Source organism: Pseudoalteromonas sp. PS1M3 (assembly GCF_016865405.1).
In the GTDB taxonomy this organism is placed as follows: domain Bacteria; phylum Pseudomonadota; class Gammaproteobacteria; order Enterobacterales; family Alteromonadaceae; genus Pseudoalteromonas; species Pseudoalteromonas marina.
Map to the genome: position 1 here is coordinate 119,936 of NZ_AP022624.1, position 16,538 is coordinate 136,473.

Annotated in this window: 15 protein-coding genes; 13 read left to right on the forward strand and 2 right to left on the reverse strand. The window is 42.4% G+C overall.

Annotated elements, in window-relative coordinates:
- Positions 1-113 precede the first annotated feature (113 nt).
- Positions 114-1,178 carry a uroporphyrinogen decarboxylase gene (hemE, locus tag PS1M3_RS00600; protein ID WP_008126752.1) on the forward strand — a complete coding sequence of 355 codons (1,065 nt, stop codon included), beginning with the start codon at positions 114-116 and terminating at the stop codon, positions 1,176-1,178.
- 73 nt (positions 1,179-1,251) lie between these two features.
- Here hemE and sthA read toward each other — a convergent pair whose 3' ends face one another.
- Together sthA and PS1M3_RS00610 are read right to left on the reverse strand one after the other, a co-directional pair.
- Positions 1,252-2,682: a Si-specific NAD(P)(+) transhydrogenase gene (gene sthA, locus PS1M3_RS00605; protein WP_203985711.1), complete on the reverse strand. Its 1,431-nt coding sequence runs from the start codon at positions 2,680-2,682 to the stop codon at positions 1,252-1,254.
- Positions 2,683-2,695: 13 nt separating this feature from the next.
- Positions 2,696-3,829, reverse strand: a complete 1,134-nt coding sequence (locus PS1M3_RS00610) for a fatty acid desaturase (RefSeq protein ID WP_006793749.1) — start codon at positions 3,827-3,829, stop codon at positions 2,696-2,698.
- Positions 3,830-3,955: 126 nt separating this feature from the next.
- On the opposite strand from PS1M3_RS00610, the gene fabR reads away from it, so the two are divergent.
- The 12 genes from fabR to leuD all read left to right on the forward strand — a co-directional run bounded on the left by fabR (position 3,956) and on the right by leuD (position 16,483).
- A complete protein-coding gene (fabR, locus tag PS1M3_RS00615; RefSeq protein ID WP_006793750.1) occupies positions 3,956-4,573 on the forward strand; it encodes an HTH-type transcriptional repressor FabR in 618 nt (205 codons plus the stop codon).
- A gap of 149 nt (positions 4,574-4,722) precedes the next feature.
- Positions 4,723-5,892: a hypothetical protein gene (locus PS1M3_RS00620; protein ID WP_239104471.1), complete on the forward strand. Its 1,170-nt coding sequence runs from the start codon at positions 4,723-4,725 to the stop codon at positions 5,890-5,892.
- 9 nt (positions 5,893-5,901) lie between these two features.
- Positions 5,902-6,558, forward strand: coding sequence for a peptidoglycan-binding protein (locus PS1M3_RS00625; RefSeq protein ID WP_138740769.1), 657 nt, complete (start codon positions 5,902-5,904; stop codon positions 6,556-6,558).
- 3 nt (positions 6,559-6,561) lie between these two features.
- Positions 6,562-8,274 (forward strand): DUF2235 domain-containing protein, encoded by a 1,713-nt coding sequence (locus PS1M3_RS00630; RefSeq protein WP_008126735.1) that lies wholly within the window; start codon positions 6,562-6,564, stop codon positions 8,272-8,274.
- Positions 8,259-8,771: a DUF2931 family protein gene (locus PS1M3_RS00635; protein ID WP_008126733.1), complete on the forward strand. Its 513-nt coding sequence runs from the start codon at positions 8,259-8,261 to the stop codon at positions 8,769-8,771. Before PS1M3_RS00630 ends, PS1M3_RS00635 begins: the two co-directional genes overlap by 16 nt.
- 46 nt (positions 8,772-8,817) lie before the next feature.
- On the forward strand, positions 8,818-9,336 hold the full coding sequence (locus PS1M3_RS00640) for a DUF2931 family protein (protein WP_008126731.1): 519 nt from the start codon (positions 8,818-8,820) through the stop codon (positions 9,334-9,336).
- 185 nt (positions 9,337-9,521) lie between these two features.
- A complete protein-coding gene (locus PS1M3_RS00645) occupies positions 9,522-10,043 on the forward strand; it encodes a DUF2931 family protein (RefSeq protein WP_008126729.1) in 522 nt (173 codons plus the stop codon).
- Positions 10,044-10,140: 97 nt separating this feature from the next.
- Positions 10,141-11,211: a PD40 domain-containing protein gene (locus tag PS1M3_RS00650; protein WP_008126727.1), complete on the forward strand. Its 1,071-nt coding sequence runs from the start codon at positions 10,141-10,143 to the stop codon at positions 11,209-11,211.
- 591 nt (positions 11,212-11,802) lie between these two features.
- Positions 11,803-13,356 carry a 2-isopropylmalate synthase gene (gene leuA, locus PS1M3_RS00655; protein ID WP_010557777.1) on the forward strand — a complete coding sequence of 518 codons (1,554 nt, stop codon included), beginning with the start codon at positions 11,803-11,805 and terminating at the stop codon, positions 13,354-13,356.
- Positions 13,353-14,429 (forward strand): 3-isopropylmalate dehydrogenase, encoded by a 1,077-nt coding sequence (gene leuB / locus PS1M3_RS00660; RefSeq protein ID WP_006793757.1) that lies wholly within the window; start codon positions 13,353-13,355, stop codon positions 14,427-14,429. The genes leuA and leuB overlap by 4 nt, the downstream gene beginning before the upstream one ends.
- A 54-nt stretch (positions 14,430-14,483) precedes the next feature.
- Positions 14,484-15,884 carry a 3-isopropylmalate dehydratase large subunit gene (leuC, locus tag PS1M3_RS00665; protein WP_203985714.1) on the forward strand — a complete coding sequence of 467 codons (1,401 nt, stop codon included), beginning with the start codon at positions 14,484-14,486 and terminating at the stop codon, positions 15,882-15,884.
- On the forward strand, positions 15,884-16,483 hold the full coding sequence (leuD, locus tag PS1M3_RS00670) for a 3-isopropylmalate dehydratase small subunit (protein ID WP_203985717.1): 600 nt from the start codon (positions 15,884-15,886) through the stop codon (positions 16,481-16,483). The genes leuC and leuD overlap by 1 nt, the downstream gene beginning before the upstream one ends.
- Positions 16,484-16,538: the final 55 nt, after the last annotated feature.

Consider the following 16,538-nt stretch of genomic DNA (forward strand, 5'->3'; position numbering starts at 1 on the left):
TATTATTGATCTGCTTCTATGTAAAGGTGTTTTCGTCTTTAAGAAATAGAGAGGCGATGAATATGGTGGTACAATCTTGCACAATTTCTATAAGCATTAGGATCATTTACGCCATGAGCGAATTAAAAAACGACCGTTATTTACGTGCACTTGCAAAACAACCCGTTGATGTAACGCCTGTATGGATGATGCGTCAAGCTGGACGTTATTTACCAGAGTACCGTGCTACACGTGCGCAAGCGGGCGATTTTATGAGCCTGTGCCGTAATGCTGAGCTTGCTTGTGAGGTAACACTTCAGCCACTGCGTCGTTACCCATTAGACGCGGCCATTTTGTTCAGCGATATTTTAACGATTCCTGATGCAATGGGTTTAGGTTTGTACTTCGAAACAGGTGAAGGCCCTAAGTTTGAACGTCCTATATCGTCGCTTGCAGATGTTAAAAAAATACCTAAGCTCGATCCAACTGACGAGCTTGGTTATGTAATGAACGCAGTAAGTACTATCCGCCGTGAACTTAAAGGCGAAGTACCACTTATTGGCTTTTCTGGTTCACCATGGACACTTGCTACATACATGGTTGAAGGCGGTAGCAGCAAAGTATTTGGTAAAATTAAAAAAATGGCGTTTGCAGAGCCGCAAACACTTCATTTATTACTAGATAAACTTGCTGATTCAGTAATCGACTACTTAAACGCACAAGTAAAAGCCGGCGCGCAGTCGTTAATGGTATTTGATTCGTGGGGCGGTGTATTAAGCCCGCGCGACTACAACGAGTTTTCACTGCAATACATGCACAAAATTGTTGATGGCCTGATTCGTGAGTACGATGGCCGCAAGGTGCCAGTAACGTTATTTACTAAAAATGGTGGCCAGTGGATAGAAGCCATTGCAGCCACAGGTTGTGATGCAGTAGGCCTAGATTGGACCATTAATATTGGCGATGCTAAACGCCGTGTAGGCGATAAAGTGGCCTTGCAAGGTAACATGGACCCGTCAATGCTACATGGTACGCCAGATCGTATACGCCAAGAAGTAGGCACTATTTTAGAAGACTTTGGTACAGGCAATGGCCATGTGTTTAACTTAGGTCACGGTATTACGCCAGATGTTGACCCAGAAAATGCCGGTGTATTTATTAATGCCGTGCACGAGCTTAGCGGCCAGTATCACAAATAATTAATGTGTTTTATGCATTAATACTAAAAAGCCCGCTTAACAGCGGGCTTTTTGTTTATACGCTTTAAAGTGTTTACTTAAACAAGCGGTTTAAACCATTTAATGCCGCAACTCGATAAGCTTCTGCCATTGTTGGGTAGTTAAACGTAGTATTTACAAAGTAGTCGATGGTATTGCCACCATTTTTTTGTTCCATTATAGCTTGGCCAATGTGAACAATCTCAGAAGCACGCTCACCAAAGCAATGCACGCCAAGTACTTCTTTGGTTTCGGTGTGGAACAATATTTTTAAACTACCCACATCGGTACCTGCAATTTGCGCACGGGCTAAGTGTTTAAATTGCGCACGCCCCACTTCATACGGTACTTTTGCGGCAGTTAATTGCTGCTCTGTTTTACCAACAGAACTCATTTCAGGAATAGTATAAATACCGGCTGGAATATCAATAATCAGCTTTTCATCGCAGTTACCACAAGCGATGGCATCTGCGGCAATCCGGCCTTGGTCAAATGCAGCACTAGCAAGGCTTGGGTAGCCAATAACATCGCCTACCGCATAAACGTTTTCAATCTCAGTTTGGTAGGTTTCGTTTACTTTTATTTGCCCACGGCCGTCGGCTTTTAAGCCAATGGCTTCAAGGTTAAGTGTGTCAGTGTTACCTGTGCGGCCATTCGCAAATAAAATACAGTCAGCCTTTACACGCTTGCCCGATTTTAAATGCATAACAACGCAATCGTCGCGCGTTTCTACACGATCAAACTCTTCGTTATGACGAATAACAATGCCGCTATTCCAAAAGTGGTAGCTAAGTGCATCAGATATTTCAGCATCCATAAAGGCAAGTAAACGGTCGCGAGTATTCACTAAATCAACTTTAGCGCCTAAACCTTTAAAAATAGAAGCATACTCACAGCCAATAACCCCTGCTCCGTATATAAGTACGCGCTGAGGGTCGTGCTCAAGGCCTAAAATAGTATCGCTCTCGTAAATACGAGAATGGCTAAAATCAACTTCAGGTGGGCGGTAAGGGCGAGAGCCCGTAGCAATAACAATTGTTTTTGCAGTAATGCGCTCGGTTGAACCGTCAAGGCGTTTTACTTCAACAGTGTGTTTATCAACAAAGCTCGCATCACCTTGAAACATATGAATACGATTACGATCGTAAAAGCTGCTACGTAAATTAGACTGCTTAGAAATAACCGAACTTGCGTGACGTAAAATATCAGGGAACGTTAAACGACTCGGGCGTTCACCAATATTAAACAACGGGTTGGCTTTGTATTCAATATAGCGGCTAACCGAGTGACGTAATGCCTTAGAAGGGATAGTTCCCCAATGTACACAACCGCCGCCGACTGTTTCTTGGCGCTCTATAACCGCTACTTTTTTGTTGTTTTTCGAAAGGTTCATGGCGGTGCCTTCACCGCCAGGGCCCGTACCAATAATTATTGCGTCATATTGGAAACTTACGGGTGCTTTTTTCTGTTCTGGTTGTTTGGCCACAGCCACTCCTAAATTAATTAAAAGAGGCTTTTAATAACCTCGCATTAAGTGCTAGCCATGCCTGTTTTTGATTTTCCCAGGCGGCTTCCAGCTCGTGATATTGTGCCATTAAAGCTGAACGTTCACACTGCTTTGCCATATTATTTTTTTTAACTTCTAAAACTTGTTTTTGAAGTGAACAATAAGTCTGCAGTTTTTTCAGCAATAAATCGTATTCTTGTTGTAATAATGTAAGCCTATCTTGCGCTAAAGGCAATTTTGCAAGGCGTGTTTGCGTTTTGCTCATAAGCGTATCGGCTTTGGCTTTTTCTATGCGCTCAACAGGGGTACGCTTTAATTTACTGGCTAAACCAACAGCAGCTAAAGAGCGAATCATCCATTTAGTGGGGTCATAATGAAACCACTTAATCCCATTACGGTAATCACTTGCAAAAATATGATGGAAGTTATGGTAACCCTCGCCATAAGTAAATAACGCTAAAAAGCCATTATCGCGCGCGGTATTTTTTTCAGTGTATGGGCGCGAACCCCATATGTGAGCCACCGAGTTAATAAAAAAGGTAAAGTGCTGGCTTAATACTAAACGCAGTAAACCCGCTAAAATAAGCATACCCCACACGTCGCCCACCAATAAACCAAGTACCAATGGTAGGCCAACATTCATCGCAATAACCAGTTTTAGGTAGTGCTTGTGTTGCCACATAACGATTTTATTACGCTGTAAATCACGACAATTACTGTAATCACCGTAGCTATCGCCTTGGTAGTCACGTAACATCCAGCCAATGTGGCTGTACCAAAAGCCATTGGTTGCGGCGTAAGGGTCTTTTATTGGGTCGTCAACTTGGCCATGGTGTATACGGTGATCGCTACTCCAGTGCAGAGCGCTGTTTTGCAACGCAAACGCACCGCCAAGGGCAAAAATAAATTCAACGGCAGGATGAGCATTATACGTTTTATGTGCCCATAAACGGTGGTAACCGGCTGTGATAGATAGGCCCGCAAAAAACATACAGGCTACAAAAGCAATCCAATGTGCGCTGGTAAATCCGTAGCTAATGCCATACCAAGGAACAAGTGTGATAGCCGCTAAAAAGGTAAGGCTAAAAAATAGGACGTTTGTCCAGATAATCGGTGGTTTATTCATCATTCTCAATCTCAGCGTACAACTGTAAGCTAAAATAGTATTTCAAACTCTCGCCGTCAAGTATTAGACTGGGGAATTGAGCTATTATCACTAAATATTAATATAAAATTATTCAGGGAGTTGTTGATGTCGGGTGTTAGAGCGCAACAGAAACAAAAAACACGACAAGCCTTAATTCAGGCGGCATTTAATCAGCTAAGTGCAGATCACAGCTTTTCGAATTTAAGTTTACGCGAAGTAGCCCGCGAAGCCGGCATTGCGCCCACCTCGTTTTATCGCCATTTTAAAGACATGAACGAGCTAGGTTTAACCATGGTGGACGAAGCCGGTTTAACCCTTCGCCAGCTAATGCGCCAAGCCCGAAGACGCATAGCAAACGACGGTGGCAGTGTAATCAACACCTCGGTTGTTACGTTTATGGAATTTATAGACAGCTCAAGCAACCAATTTAGGTTATTACTGCGTGAGCGCTCTGGCACATCTAAGGCATTTAGAGCCGCAGTCGCACGCGAAATCAAACACTTTATTTTAGAGCTTGCCCACTATTTAGAAAGCGAAACCAAGTGCGACGCCATGCACGCCTACATTCAATCAGAAGCCATGGTAACACTGGTATTTAATGCCGGCGCTGAAGCATTAGATATAGAAGGCCAACAACTTGACGAACTTGTTGAGCGTGTTATTTGGCAGCTGCGTTACATAACGCGTGGTGCAACCCATTATGTAAGAGAAAAGGCTGACTAATTTAAATTATTTACATAAAACATTGTAGATTTATTGTTCTAATTTCATTATATTACGCGTTGTAACAGCAGCGCGTTACCTAGAAAGTAAAAAATAAATAACTCTCTTACAAAGAGAAAGCGAGGATGCAAATGCTCACCAAGGATCCGGTGAACTTAAATTACCCCCCATTGTTTGAACAACCACATGACGAGCTTGAAAACTCTCAGCCCGTGGTTACATTCTCTCATTTGAGCCGTGCTCAATTTTGCCAACTGCCAAAAGTACTACAGAGCAAATTACAAAGTAATTTATTTGGTGTGGTAGACAAGTATCAAGCTGCTTGCCTGCGCGACGATACACGCAGCCAATACTGGGTAAAAAATAAAGAGTGGCAAAAAGTGTCGTATTCGGCTTACAAGCTCGCAAGTACGCGTGTTGCTATTTATCCAAAACAAACTCAAGCACCCACAAAATACTCAGGCGCAATTAATAATGGCTCAATAGCATCATCGCAAGCAGCGCTACAAAGTAATAACTTTACCAATAAAGGGGTTATAGCCCCTAATACACCTGCATTTATTAATAGCCAAGCAGCGGCGCAAAATACACCACAGTATATAAACCAGCAAAGCTATAAGGCTAAAACAACAAAAAAACCTCGCCCTGCGCAGCAGTATACCCCCGCTATACGCATTTATAAGCCAGAGCTAAACAGCACAATGCTATTAAAAGCATCGCACACAGTTAGGCAAAATTTTACAACTCACGTACTTAGCGCCGCCGAAACCGTAGAGCAACTCGCACAGCAATATACCGGCTATAAAAATGCCAACTTAATTTACGATTACAACTTAGGCTATAGCGAACGCAAACCTGCAAAAGCAGGCACAAGCTTAATAGTCCCCAATGGTTGGAAACTTAATATTGAAGGCTCATGCAGTAACAGCCGCAGTGTAGTTATTCAGTGGCAAGGGCCAACTAGTGGGCAAATAACGCTACAACTAGAAAAAAAACGCCCCGACGAAGTCTCGTTTTGGCAGCACTACGCTGAAGTAAAACCGGGTATTTATAATGTTACGGTAACGGCCAGTGGCGCAACCGACACCACCACATTTACAGTTGAACAACCCACTTTAGCCTACGAAATAGAACTACTCGACGAAGCTGGCGAGCCACAAGCTAACATGGGCTACAAAATACGCCTACGCAACGGCCACATTATTACCGGGCAGCTTGACCAAAACGGCTATGCCAACGTATCAGGCCCCGACTTTGAAAACGCTAAAGTCAGCTTTTTTGAACTCGACAGCGAAGATTGGTCTGTAGGCAAAGTTTAAGGATATACAATGACCCAACAACACACCGTAGCCCAAGGTGAAACGCTATTGCGCATAGCAAAGCAATACGGCTACCAAACATCTAAAGCGCTTTACAACCACCCAAGCAATGCAGAGTTTAAAGCCCTACGCCCCGATCCAAACTTAATTTACCCGGGTGATAAAATTACGATTCCGCCAAAAAAAGAAAAGTTTATACCGCTGCGCACCAACAGCATTAATAGCTTTGTTGTACAAAACGAAAAAGAATATTTTCGCCTGCAAGTATCGTACGACGACGGCGATGATATTACCGGTAAACGCGTTGTGCTTAATATCGGCAGCCAAACAATCGATACCGTATTGCAAAGTGATGGGCTTATCGAAGTAGAGCTTAATAATAACGACGCCCTTACTGGCAACGTCGATTTATATTTAAAAGCAGGCGAAACCACACCAACTAAAAGCTTTGCGGTACAAATAGGCAATCTAGATCCAATCGACACGCTTTCTGGCGTGCAGGGACGTTGTAATATGTTGGGGTTTAATTGCGGCAAGGTTGATGGCATTAATGGTGCAAAAACCAAAGCCGGTGTGAGGGAATTTCAACAAGCGCAACAACTACAGGTAGACGGCATTGCAGGGCCGGTTACTAAAAGCCGTCTTGTTTATGTTTATGGAGCCTAAGTTATGAGCCAAGCAATGCCCATGGCAGTCAATAAAGTTAACACACTAGTTATAAAAACAAATGTTGGTGCGTTACAAAAACATATCATAGTTAAAGTGATTGGTGATATAGATATAAAAGCGCAGTTGTTTAGCCAAGGTAGCGCGGTTAACTTGGAGCAACAGGGCAATCAACAATACCACTTTAAAAACCTGTCACAACAAGCGCTTTACACCTTAAAAGTAATTATAGCGGGCGAAACAGAATTAACCCTTATTAACGAACAAAGCTTTGCAGATTATTTTGACCTGTTAAAAGTTCAGTCATTCAATATTGGTGAAAAAGGCGGGCCGCAATTACTCGAACATAAAATATTACCAAAAGGCCATATTGAAATAACCTTGCTCGCAGAGCCCCCTAGCTTTGGTGTATTTTTTGATGGCACGGGAAATAACCGCCTTAACGACATACAAGATTCAACCGACGGCAAAGAACCGACTAATGTGGTTAAGTTGTTTGAGTTATATCCCTTTCAAAAATATCAATCACGCTATTATGCAGAAGGTATTGGCACTAAAGCCCACGAAAGCGATTCAACCTTAGACATGGGTTTAGCGTTTAGTTTTGATGAGCGAATTAAAAGGTCTTTACTCGAAATGGAAGCATATTTGATTCGCAATTTATTTAAAACTATTAAAGTTTGCTCTATTGATGTATTTGGTTTTAGCCGTGGTGCAGCGCAAGCGCGGGCATTTGTTAATCAAGTAAATGCGATATATAAAAATAATCCACACTATTGGGGCGGTATTAAGCCGGTTATTCGCTTTGTTGGTTTATTCGACAGCGTTGCCTCTATTGGTGGCGATGGTGATAACAACCACAGTGAGTTTTATGCCAATGATGAGCTTGATTACCCCGTTAATTTAAACCTAGCAAGTAGTAGTGCGGGGTTTGTAATGCATTTGGCGGCGTTTGATGAAAAGCGAGATAAATTTCCACTCAGTTCATTACGCACTCGTAATAAGCAGCTCCTTAAAAACCAGCAGGAAATTGAATTACCGGGTGTGCACTCAGATATTGGCGGCGGTTATGGCCCCGTAGAAACAACCATATTATACCCGTGGCAATATATTGCGGGGCAAGCCGGAGAGCCAGAGCACGATAAAGAATTAGCGCAGCTTAAAAAGTCACTTGAGCAAAAATATTATTGGCCAACAATTAATATTGAATTTAAAGCAAGTAGGCCAAGGATGAACAGAAAGCCAAAGCGAATTCGTAATGAATCAGAGTATACGGTTTATACCGGCTATAAACCGTATTGGCGGCGCAATTTAAATAATACCTTACCCCATTATAGCCTAGCGCTAATGTATGAAGCGGCGGTTAACCAAGGGGTGCCACTACAAAGCTTAACGGAACTTGCTAACCGCAAACAAGCTGACGGCCAAGCTATACCTTATGCTTTACCTAGCGAGCTTAAAATACTGGTTGATAGTGCCCGTAGCTTTGGCCCACAAAGTGATGCCTGGCAAGCTTTATATAAAGATTACATCCACCACAGTGTTAAATATTCAGCAACGATTGATGCGATTGCTCATGGCCCAGAAGAAGACGCTGAATTCACCACCAAAAACCAACAACGTGAGCTTTTTTACAATCAACCAGAACACGCTGAAGCAAGTGAGCAATGGCAATCACAATTAATAAATGGATATAGATTATGGACAAAATCTTAAAGTTACTTCTTACTAGCTTGTTTGCTGTATTACTAGACGGCTGTGCAACAACAGGTGAAATCGACTATATGGTTGTATCGGGTTCAACAGATGAAGGCAATAATATATTTGTGACTTTAATTAAGTTTGATGACAAGTGGGATGTACCCGCAGGAACTATGTCTTGTTGTCGAGCCACTGCGGGAGCTATGGTTGGTGTTTACGATCAAAAATTCCCAGAAAAAGTTGCGGTTGAATGGTTAGATAAGTCAGAAAATAGAATTTACTTTGGTGAAGTGGCAATAGATAAAAATGGTTATAAATTAGCTAAAAATTTACCTTCATACACAGCGCATACAGGTAAGGTTTTTAAAGATGTAAAACCATATTTAATAGTTGGTATGGGTGAATCAGGTGAGATAAAGGTTTGGGTTACGAATACGCCATCAGCTGGATTTACTGGCCGTGTATTACACGAACTAGGCTCAGGGCAAGCACAGTGGCGTGAGAATAAGTAACTAAGCCATTCCTCAAGAGCAGCTTGAACTTAAATGGAAATATATTATGAGTAAACTCATAAAATCACTCATCGCACTCGCTTTAACATTATTCGCCGTAGGGTGTTCGTCAACAGGAACAATTGATTACATGGTCGCAGGTGTCGGCACCGAAAATGGCAATGCAATTTGGGGGCGCTCTGTGGTATTTGATGATGAATGGGGTATTCCTTCCGGTGCAATAGAATGTTGTTACGCACAAGCTGGTGGTACTGTAAATGTTTACAATCAAAAATTCCCAGAAAAAGTCGCGGTTGAATGGTTAGATAAGTCAGAAAATAGAATTTACTACGGTGAAGTGACAATAGATAAAAATGGTTATAGGTTAGCTAAAAATTTACCTGCTTATACATGGGTAAGTACAGGAGAAGTAGAAGAAAATATTAGGCCTTATTTAATTGTTGGCATGGGGGAAAGTGGCGAGATAAAAGTATGGTTATCAAATGCACGATCTGACAGAAATAGAACAGGCCGTGTATTACACGAACTAGGCTCAGGGCAAGCACAGTGGCGTGAGAATAAGTAGTAAAGCCACTACCCTAAGCTCATGTTCTATAAAGTATTCGCAGAGGCAGCCCGTAGCTCATGACCCAGAAGAAGACGCTGAATTCACCTCTACCAAAACCAACAGCGCGAGCTTTTTTACAATCAGCCAGAACAAGCTGAAAAGAGTGAGCAATGGCAGTCACAATTAATAAATGGATATAGATTATGGACAAAATCTTAAAATTACTCACCACATTGACCTTTACATTATTTGTAATGGGTTGCTCGTCAATAGGTAAAATTGATTACATGGTCGCAGGCGGTGCGACACAAAAGGGTAATGAAATTTGGGTGCAATCAATTACTTTTGATAATAGTTGGGGTATTCCTATGGGGAGCCTTGGTTGTTGCTGGCAAAGTGCCGGTAAAACAAGTGGCGTTTACGATCAAAAATTCCCAGAAAAAGTAGCTGTTGAATGGTTAGATAAGTCAGAAAATAGAATTTACTTTGGTGAAGTGGCAATAGATAAAAATGGTTATAAATTAGCTAAAAATTTACCTGCTTATACATGGGTAAGTACAGGAGAAGTAGAAGAAAATATCAGGCCTTATTTAATTGTTGGCATGGGCGAAACTGGCGAAATAAAAGTGTGGCTATCAAATACAAGCTCAGGAATGAATAGAACAGGTCGCGTATTACACGAGCTTGGTTCAGGACAAGCCCAGTGGCGTGAGAATAACTCGTAAAGGATTTCCATCTGTAGCTTTGGATAATGGTACTACAAGCCAAGTTGCTACTTATATTACCTCGTAAATAAATGCATTTAGTAAAAGAATAGTTTTAATGACGTTTTTAAAAAATCACAGCATGCTTTGCGCCCTCAGCGTTTGTTTTAGCTTATTGCTAAGCGGGTGCTCAGAGCCCTCATCTCAAAGTTCAGCACAAGCAGAGGTTGATGTTGCTAAATATCCATGGGCTAAAGAGCATAAAAACCATCCAGAGTGGCCACTAGAAATACGCGAAGAGGTGTACGGCGATGCAGATACCTTCTCAACCCCGCGATTAATGTTTTGGAATAAATATAAATACAGTGAAGTGCGCACGCTGTGGTCATCACGGTTAGATGGCTCAGATAGGCGCCGAATTATTCCTGAGAAAATATTTACCCAAATGGAGCCTGCGGGATTGCATCCACCAGCACGCTCACCAGATAACCGTTATATTGCTATTTCGGGTTATATAAATGATAGAGCGACACGCCAGTTATACGATACTAAAGAGAAAAAGCTAATTACCGTGTCAGGCGGAGGCGGCTACCCGTGGTTTAACTGGACCTCAGACAGTAAAAATGTGATTTTTTACTCAGATGGCAAAAACTTTAACTACCATGTTCCAACAGGGGAGCTAACCCCTCGGCCGCAAATTCACCACAGTGGAGCTGCTTTTTTACTTCCGGGAGATAAAGAGTTTTTAGTCATAAAGCATGATGGCTTTTGGATACATAAGTTTAATGGTGAAGTGGTTCGCAAAGTTAACTTTGGTTTTCCACGTAAGTGGAGAATGAAAAACCATCGAATTTCGCCCGATGGCAAGTATTTAGCGTTTATGACCCACGCCAGACCGAAAGCCCACTTTCATTGGGTGAATATTGCAAACCCTGAAATAGAGCACTCAGAAAAAGGGGAGGGAAATGGCGTAATCTTTTCACTTGATGAAGATGTTACCCTTAAATTTGGCTATAATCCTAGGGATGAAGTCGATGAAAATAACAAGCCAGTTACTTATAGTATTATTACCCAAACTAATATTTTAACCGGTGAACAGCAGGTAATACGCACTAAAGAAATGAGAATGTGGGGGCTTAGAAGCATAGCGCCTATTGCTATTACCAACCAAAAAGCACAGAGCAACTAATTATGCATGACATGAGTAAAGGAAGTGCCAGCCCTGTGGTGTATCTATTAACTGGTTATATTGAAAATAATAAACGAGTTCCATGGATGTGAAAGTAGGTTCAATATGGCTCAAATCATTTCGGCTCTTCGGCCATAAAGTGAGTAATGGCACTTTTTAATCATTAAACATGTGATTACTTTATAAACTTAAATAAAAGTGACAAAACTTATCTAATCGGGGATCACTTTAAAGCCGATTTAATTATGGTGGCAAGAAGCGTGTTTGGTATTTTTAATCTTATTATTTAAGGTTTTTTGGTTTTTATTTTCTTTATGATTGTGTTTTAAAGGTGTTTTGTGGAATATTTATGCTTGCTTCGATCTCTCTGTAATGTTAAAAATAGGCCTCACTGAACACACACACAAGAAACAAGATGCAAAATATTCGTTTAATTACACTAAAACTTAATCTCTTACTGCTATGGCAAGTAAGCGGGGATTAGTGTGTTTGCATTGAGTTGAACATTAAAAACCCCGCAATTGCGGGGTTTTTTTTATCTCGCGGCTGGGATAAATTGAAATTTGGGTAACATAGGAATGAGGGGCAGTTATGCAAGACAAAGATAAAGTATGGATTTTTGATACCACTTTACGTGATGGCGAGCAGGCACTTAAGGCAAGCCTTACTGAAGATGATAAAATTCAGTTAGCGCATACTATTAGCCGTTTGAATGTTGATGTGATGGAAGTGGGTTTTCCGGTATCCAGCCCTGCTGACTTTCGCTCGGTGCAACGAATTGCAACTGAAGTAAAAGGTCCAATTATTTGTGGGTTAGCACGTTCAGTAGCAAAAGATATTGAAGCCTGTGGTGAGGCACTTCGCACAGCACAGCAAAGCCGTATTCATACTTTTATTGCCACAAGCCCTTTGCACCTTGAACATAAATTACGTATGAGCCTAGATGACGCTACGGCCATGGCGGTTAAATCAATTAAATTAGCGCGCAACTACACAGACGATGTGGAGTTTTCGTGTGAAGATGCAGGGCGCACGCCGCACTGGGATTTATGTAAAATTGTTGAGCAGGCCATTAACGCAGGTGCCTCTACTATTAATTTACCCGACACCGTTGGCTTTGTAACGCCAGACGAATACGCTGCAATGATCCGCCATTTAATGAATAACGTGCCAAATATTGATAAAGCACGCTTAAGTGTGCATTGCCACAACGATTTAGGTTTAGCTGTCGCTAACTCGGTAGCCGCGGTACAAGCGGGTGCTCGCCAGATTGAATGTACAATAAATGGTATTGGTGAGCGTGCGGGTAACTGCTCGCTTGAAGAAGTGGCGATGATCATGAAAATGCGCAAAGACCACTTAAAAGTTCACACCGATATTAAAAGCGAAGAAATTTATCGCGCATCTCGCCAAGTGGCAAAAATTTGTAATATGCCAGTGCAGCCAAATAAAGCTATTGTGGGCGAAAACGCCTTTGCACATAGCTCGGGCATTCACCAAGATGGCGTATTAAAAGCACAAAATACGTACGAAATAATGTCGCCAGAAAGCGTAGGCGTACCAAACAACCAATTAAATATGACTTCGCGTTCGGGCCGTCATGTTATTGAGCACCGCTTAGAAGAGTTAGGGTATCAAAAAGCGGACTACGATATGGACAGTCTATACGAAAGCTTTTTAGCGCTAGCTGATCAAAAAGGCACGGTGTACGACTACGACCTTGAAGCCATGATTTACTTAAATCAAATTAACGACAAAGACGAAAAATACCAGTTAGAGTTTGTTAACTCAGCGTCTAACTCGCAATCGGTAGCCAGCTCTACTATCGGTATGGTGATTGATGGCGAAGTTAAGCAAGAAGCCGCAACAGGTAATGGCCCAGTAGAGGCGTCGTTTGCAGCTATTGAGCGCTTAACCGGTATGAGCGTTGAAATGATTGAATATAACTTAGAAGCGACAGGCCAAGGTGCAAGCTCATTAGGCCAAGTAAATATTATAGCTAAATACGATGGCCGCCCTTACCACGGTGCAGGCATTGCAGCGGATGTGGTAGAAGCGTCGGTACGCGCCATGATCCGTGTTTACAACTTAATTTATCGTGCACAAAAAGTGTCTGATTTAAAACAACAAAGGAAAGCAGGATGAGTAAAACAAACTACAGCGTTGCCGTATTAGCAGGCGACGGTATTGGCCCAGAAGTAATGGCAGCAGCAGAGCAAGTACTTGATGCTGTAAGCAATAAGTTTGGTTTTACTCTAAACCGCGAGCATCATGCTATTGGTGGTGCAGCCATTGATGAATTTGGTGAAGCATTACCACCAAAAACACTAAGCGCGTGCGAAAACGCCGATGCCATTTTATTTGGTTCAGTAGGTGGCCCTAAGTGGGAAAACCTTCCACCAAATGAGCAACCTGAGCGTGCATCGCTTTTACCGCTTCGTAAGCACTTTGGTTTGTTTTGTAACTTACGCCCAGCACAGCTTTTACCGGCGCTTAGCGCAGCATCGCCATTACGTGCTGATATTAGCGAAAAAGGCTTTGATATTTTGTGTGTACGCGAGCTTACCGGCGGCATTTACTTTGGTGAAAAAGGGCGAGGTGGCGAAGGCGAAGAAGAGTTTGCCTTTGATACGCAAAACTACTCGCGTAAAGAAATTGAACGCATTGCCCGCTTTGCTTTTGAAGCAGCAAAATTACGTAGTAACCATGTTACCTCGGTAGATAAAGCCAACGTACTTGCATCAAGCGTATTATGGCGCGAAGTAGTCACCGAAGTAAGTAAAGACTACCCAGAAGTCAGCCTAGATTATATATACGTAGATAACGCAGCTATGCAGTTAGTTAAACAGCCTAGCCAGTTTGACGTGCTACTTTGCGATAACTTGTTTGGTGATATTTTGTCAGATGAGTGTGCGATGATCACAGGCTCAATGGGCTTATTACCATCGGCAAGCTTAAATCAATCGGGCTTTGGTTTGTACGAACCTGCTGGTGGCTCCGCGCCAGATATTGCAGGTAAAGGCGTTGCAAACCCAATAGCACAAATTTTAAGTGCCGCACTAATGCTACGTTACTCATTAGGGCAAGACGAAGCAGCACGCACCATTGAAAAAGCCGTAGCCGAAGCCGTAGAAGCAGGCGTTGGCACGCCAGATATCTACCCACAAGGTGGATACAGCACAAGCGATGTGGCAGCTGCCATCGTTTCACGTATTTAATATATAAATCGCAGCACCGTTATGCTGCGACTTAACAAAGTAGGGAATTAGCAAGTGGCCCAAACGTTATACGACAAAATTTGGCAAGCACACACCGTTGCCAGCATAAACGAGCAAACTGATTTACTTTATATTGACCGCCATTTAGTACACGAGGTGACATCACCACAGGCTTTTGCTGGCCTACGTGAAAAAAACCGTACGGTGCGTTGCCCAGAAAAAACCTTTGCAACGATGGATCATAATGTATCGACTAAAAGCCGATCACTTGATGCCGCAAGCGAAGTCTCTAAAAACCAGTTAATGGCGCTAGATGCGAACTGTAAAGAGTTTGGCATTGTACTTTACGATTTAAACTCAATTAACCAAGGTATTGTGCATGTAATGGGCCCAGAGCAAGGTATTACGCTGCCTGGTACTACCATTGTATGTGGTGATAGCCATACTTCTACGCATGGTGCGTTTGGCGCATTAGCACATGGTATTGGTACCTCTGAGGTTGAGCATGTATTAGCAACGCAAACGCTACAGCAAAAAAAGGCAAAATCGTTAAAAATTCAAATTAACGGTGTGCTTCGCCCAACGGTAACTTCTAAAGATTTAATTATGGCGGTTATAGGCAAGTTAGGTACCGCTGGTGGCACAGGTTATGTTGCTGAATTTTGCGGTGAAGGCATTGAAGCACTTTCAATGGAAGCCCGTATGACGCTATGTAACATGAGCATAGAAATGGGTGCTAAAGCGGGTTTAATAGCATCTGACCAAATTACGTATGATTACTTAAAAGGTCGTCCGTTTGCACCAAAAGGCGCTGACTTTGACGCAGCAGTTGAATATTGGGAAACATTAAAAACAGATGAAGGTGCACACTTTGATTTAGTTGTTGAGCTTGAAGCTGACGACATTCAGCCACAAATTACCTGGGGTACAAGCCCAGAGCAAGTAATTGGTATTGATGAATGCATACCAGATCCAGACCAAGAGCCAGATTTAATTAAAGCCGACGCTATTCGCAGCGCACTTAGATACATGGATTTAAAAGCGGGCGATAAATTATCAAGCGCAAAAGTAGATACAGTCTTTATTGGTTCGTGTACAAATAGCCGTATTGAAGATTTACGTGCCGCGGCAAAAATTGTTGAAGGCAAGCAAGTAGTAGCTGGCATAGAGGCATTAATTGTACCGGGCTCTGGTCTTGTTAAAAAGCAAGCCGAAGACGAAGGCTTAGCCGATATTTTTAAAGCGGCAGGTTTTGAGTGGCGCGAGCCGGGCTGTTCAATGTGTTTAGCAATGAACGACGACCGCTTAGAGGCGGGCAAACGCTGTGCATCTACGTCTAACCGTAACTTTGAAGGTCGCCAAGGCCGTGGCGGGCGTACGCACTTAGTAAGCCCAGCAATGGCAGCCGCTGCTGCAGTACATGGTCACTTTGTTGATATAAGAGGAGAAGCCTAATGAGCGTATTTTTTAGTGGCTTAATGGCCCCACTTGATAAAAACAATGTAGATACAGACCAAATTATTCCTAAGCAGTTTTTAACATCTACTAGCCGTGATGGTTTTGATGCAGCACTATTTTACGATTGGCGTTACCTAGAAAACGGCGAACCAAATCCTGATTTTATTTTAAACCGCCCATGCTACCAAGGTGCGCAAATATTATTAACGCGCGACAACTTTGGTTGTGGCTCATCACGCGAGCATGCGCCGTGGGCGCTTAAGCAATATGGTTTTGAAGTAATTTTAGCGGAAAGCTTTGCCGATATTTTCTTTAATAACTGTGGCAACAACCAAATGCTAGCCATTGCCCTACCAGCTGATACGCTTGAACAATTGTTTGTACTTAGTGAGCAACACGACGATATAAACATTCAAATCGATCTTGAAAACCAAACACTAACAAGCGATAAGTTTGCGCCAATTAGTTTTGATATTCGTAAAGACGTAAAAGAGCGTTTATTAAGTGGCTTAGATTTTATTGGTGTGACCGAAACGCTAAATCCACACATTGATGCGTTTGAAAAACAACTTGCTGCTGAGCGCCCTTGGCAGTAAAAAAAGCAATTAATTACATATGAAAACAAAGCGCGGCTGAGTATATAAGCCGCGC

Bases quoted from the DNA above. Each gene is read 5' to 3' on its own strand.
- hemE (WP_008126752.1), top strand. From the start codon at position 114: ATGAGCGAATTAAAAAACGACCGTTATTTACGTGCACTTGCAAAACAA.
- PS1M3_RS00610 (WP_006793749.1), bottom strand. From the start codon at position 3,829: ATGAATAAACCACCGATTATCTGGACAAACGTCCTATTTTTTAGCCTT.
- fabR (WP_006793750.1), top strand. From the start codon at position 3,956: ATGTCGGGTGTTAGAGCGCAACAGAAACAAAAAACACGACAAGCCTTA.
- PS1M3_RS00625 (WP_138740769.1), top strand. From the start codon at position 5,902: ATGACCCAACAACACACCGTAGCCCAAGGTGAAACGCTATTGCGCATA.
- PS1M3_RS00630 (WP_008126735.1), top strand. From the start codon at position 6,562: ATGAGCCAAGCAATGCCCATGGCAGTCAATAAAGTTAACACACTAGTT.
- PS1M3_RS00635 (WP_008126733.1), top strand. From the start codon at position 8,259: ATGGACAAAATCTTAAAGTTACTTCTTACTAGCTTGTTTGCTGTATTA.
- PS1M3_RS00640 (WP_008126731.1), top strand. From the start codon at position 8,818: ATGAGTAAACTCATAAAATCACTCATCGCACTCGCTTTAACATTATTC.
- PS1M3_RS00645 (WP_008126729.1), top strand. From the start codon at position 9,522: ATGGACAAAATCTTAAAATTACTCACCACATTGACCTTTACATTATTT.
- PS1M3_RS00650 (WP_008126727.1), top strand. From the start codon at position 10,141: ATGACGTTTTTAAAAAATCACAGCATGCTTTGCGCCCTCAGCGTTTGT.
- leuA (WP_010557777.1), top strand. From the start codon at position 11,803: ATGCAAGACAAAGATAAAGTATGGATTTTTGATACCACTTTACGTGAT.
- leuB (WP_006793757.1), top strand. From the start codon at position 13,353: ATGAGTAAAACAAACTACAGCGTTGCCGTATTAGCAGGCGACGGTATT.
- leuD (WP_203985717.1), top strand. From the start codon at position 15,884: ATGAGCGTATTTTTTAGTGGCTTAATGGCCCCACTTGATAAAAACAAT.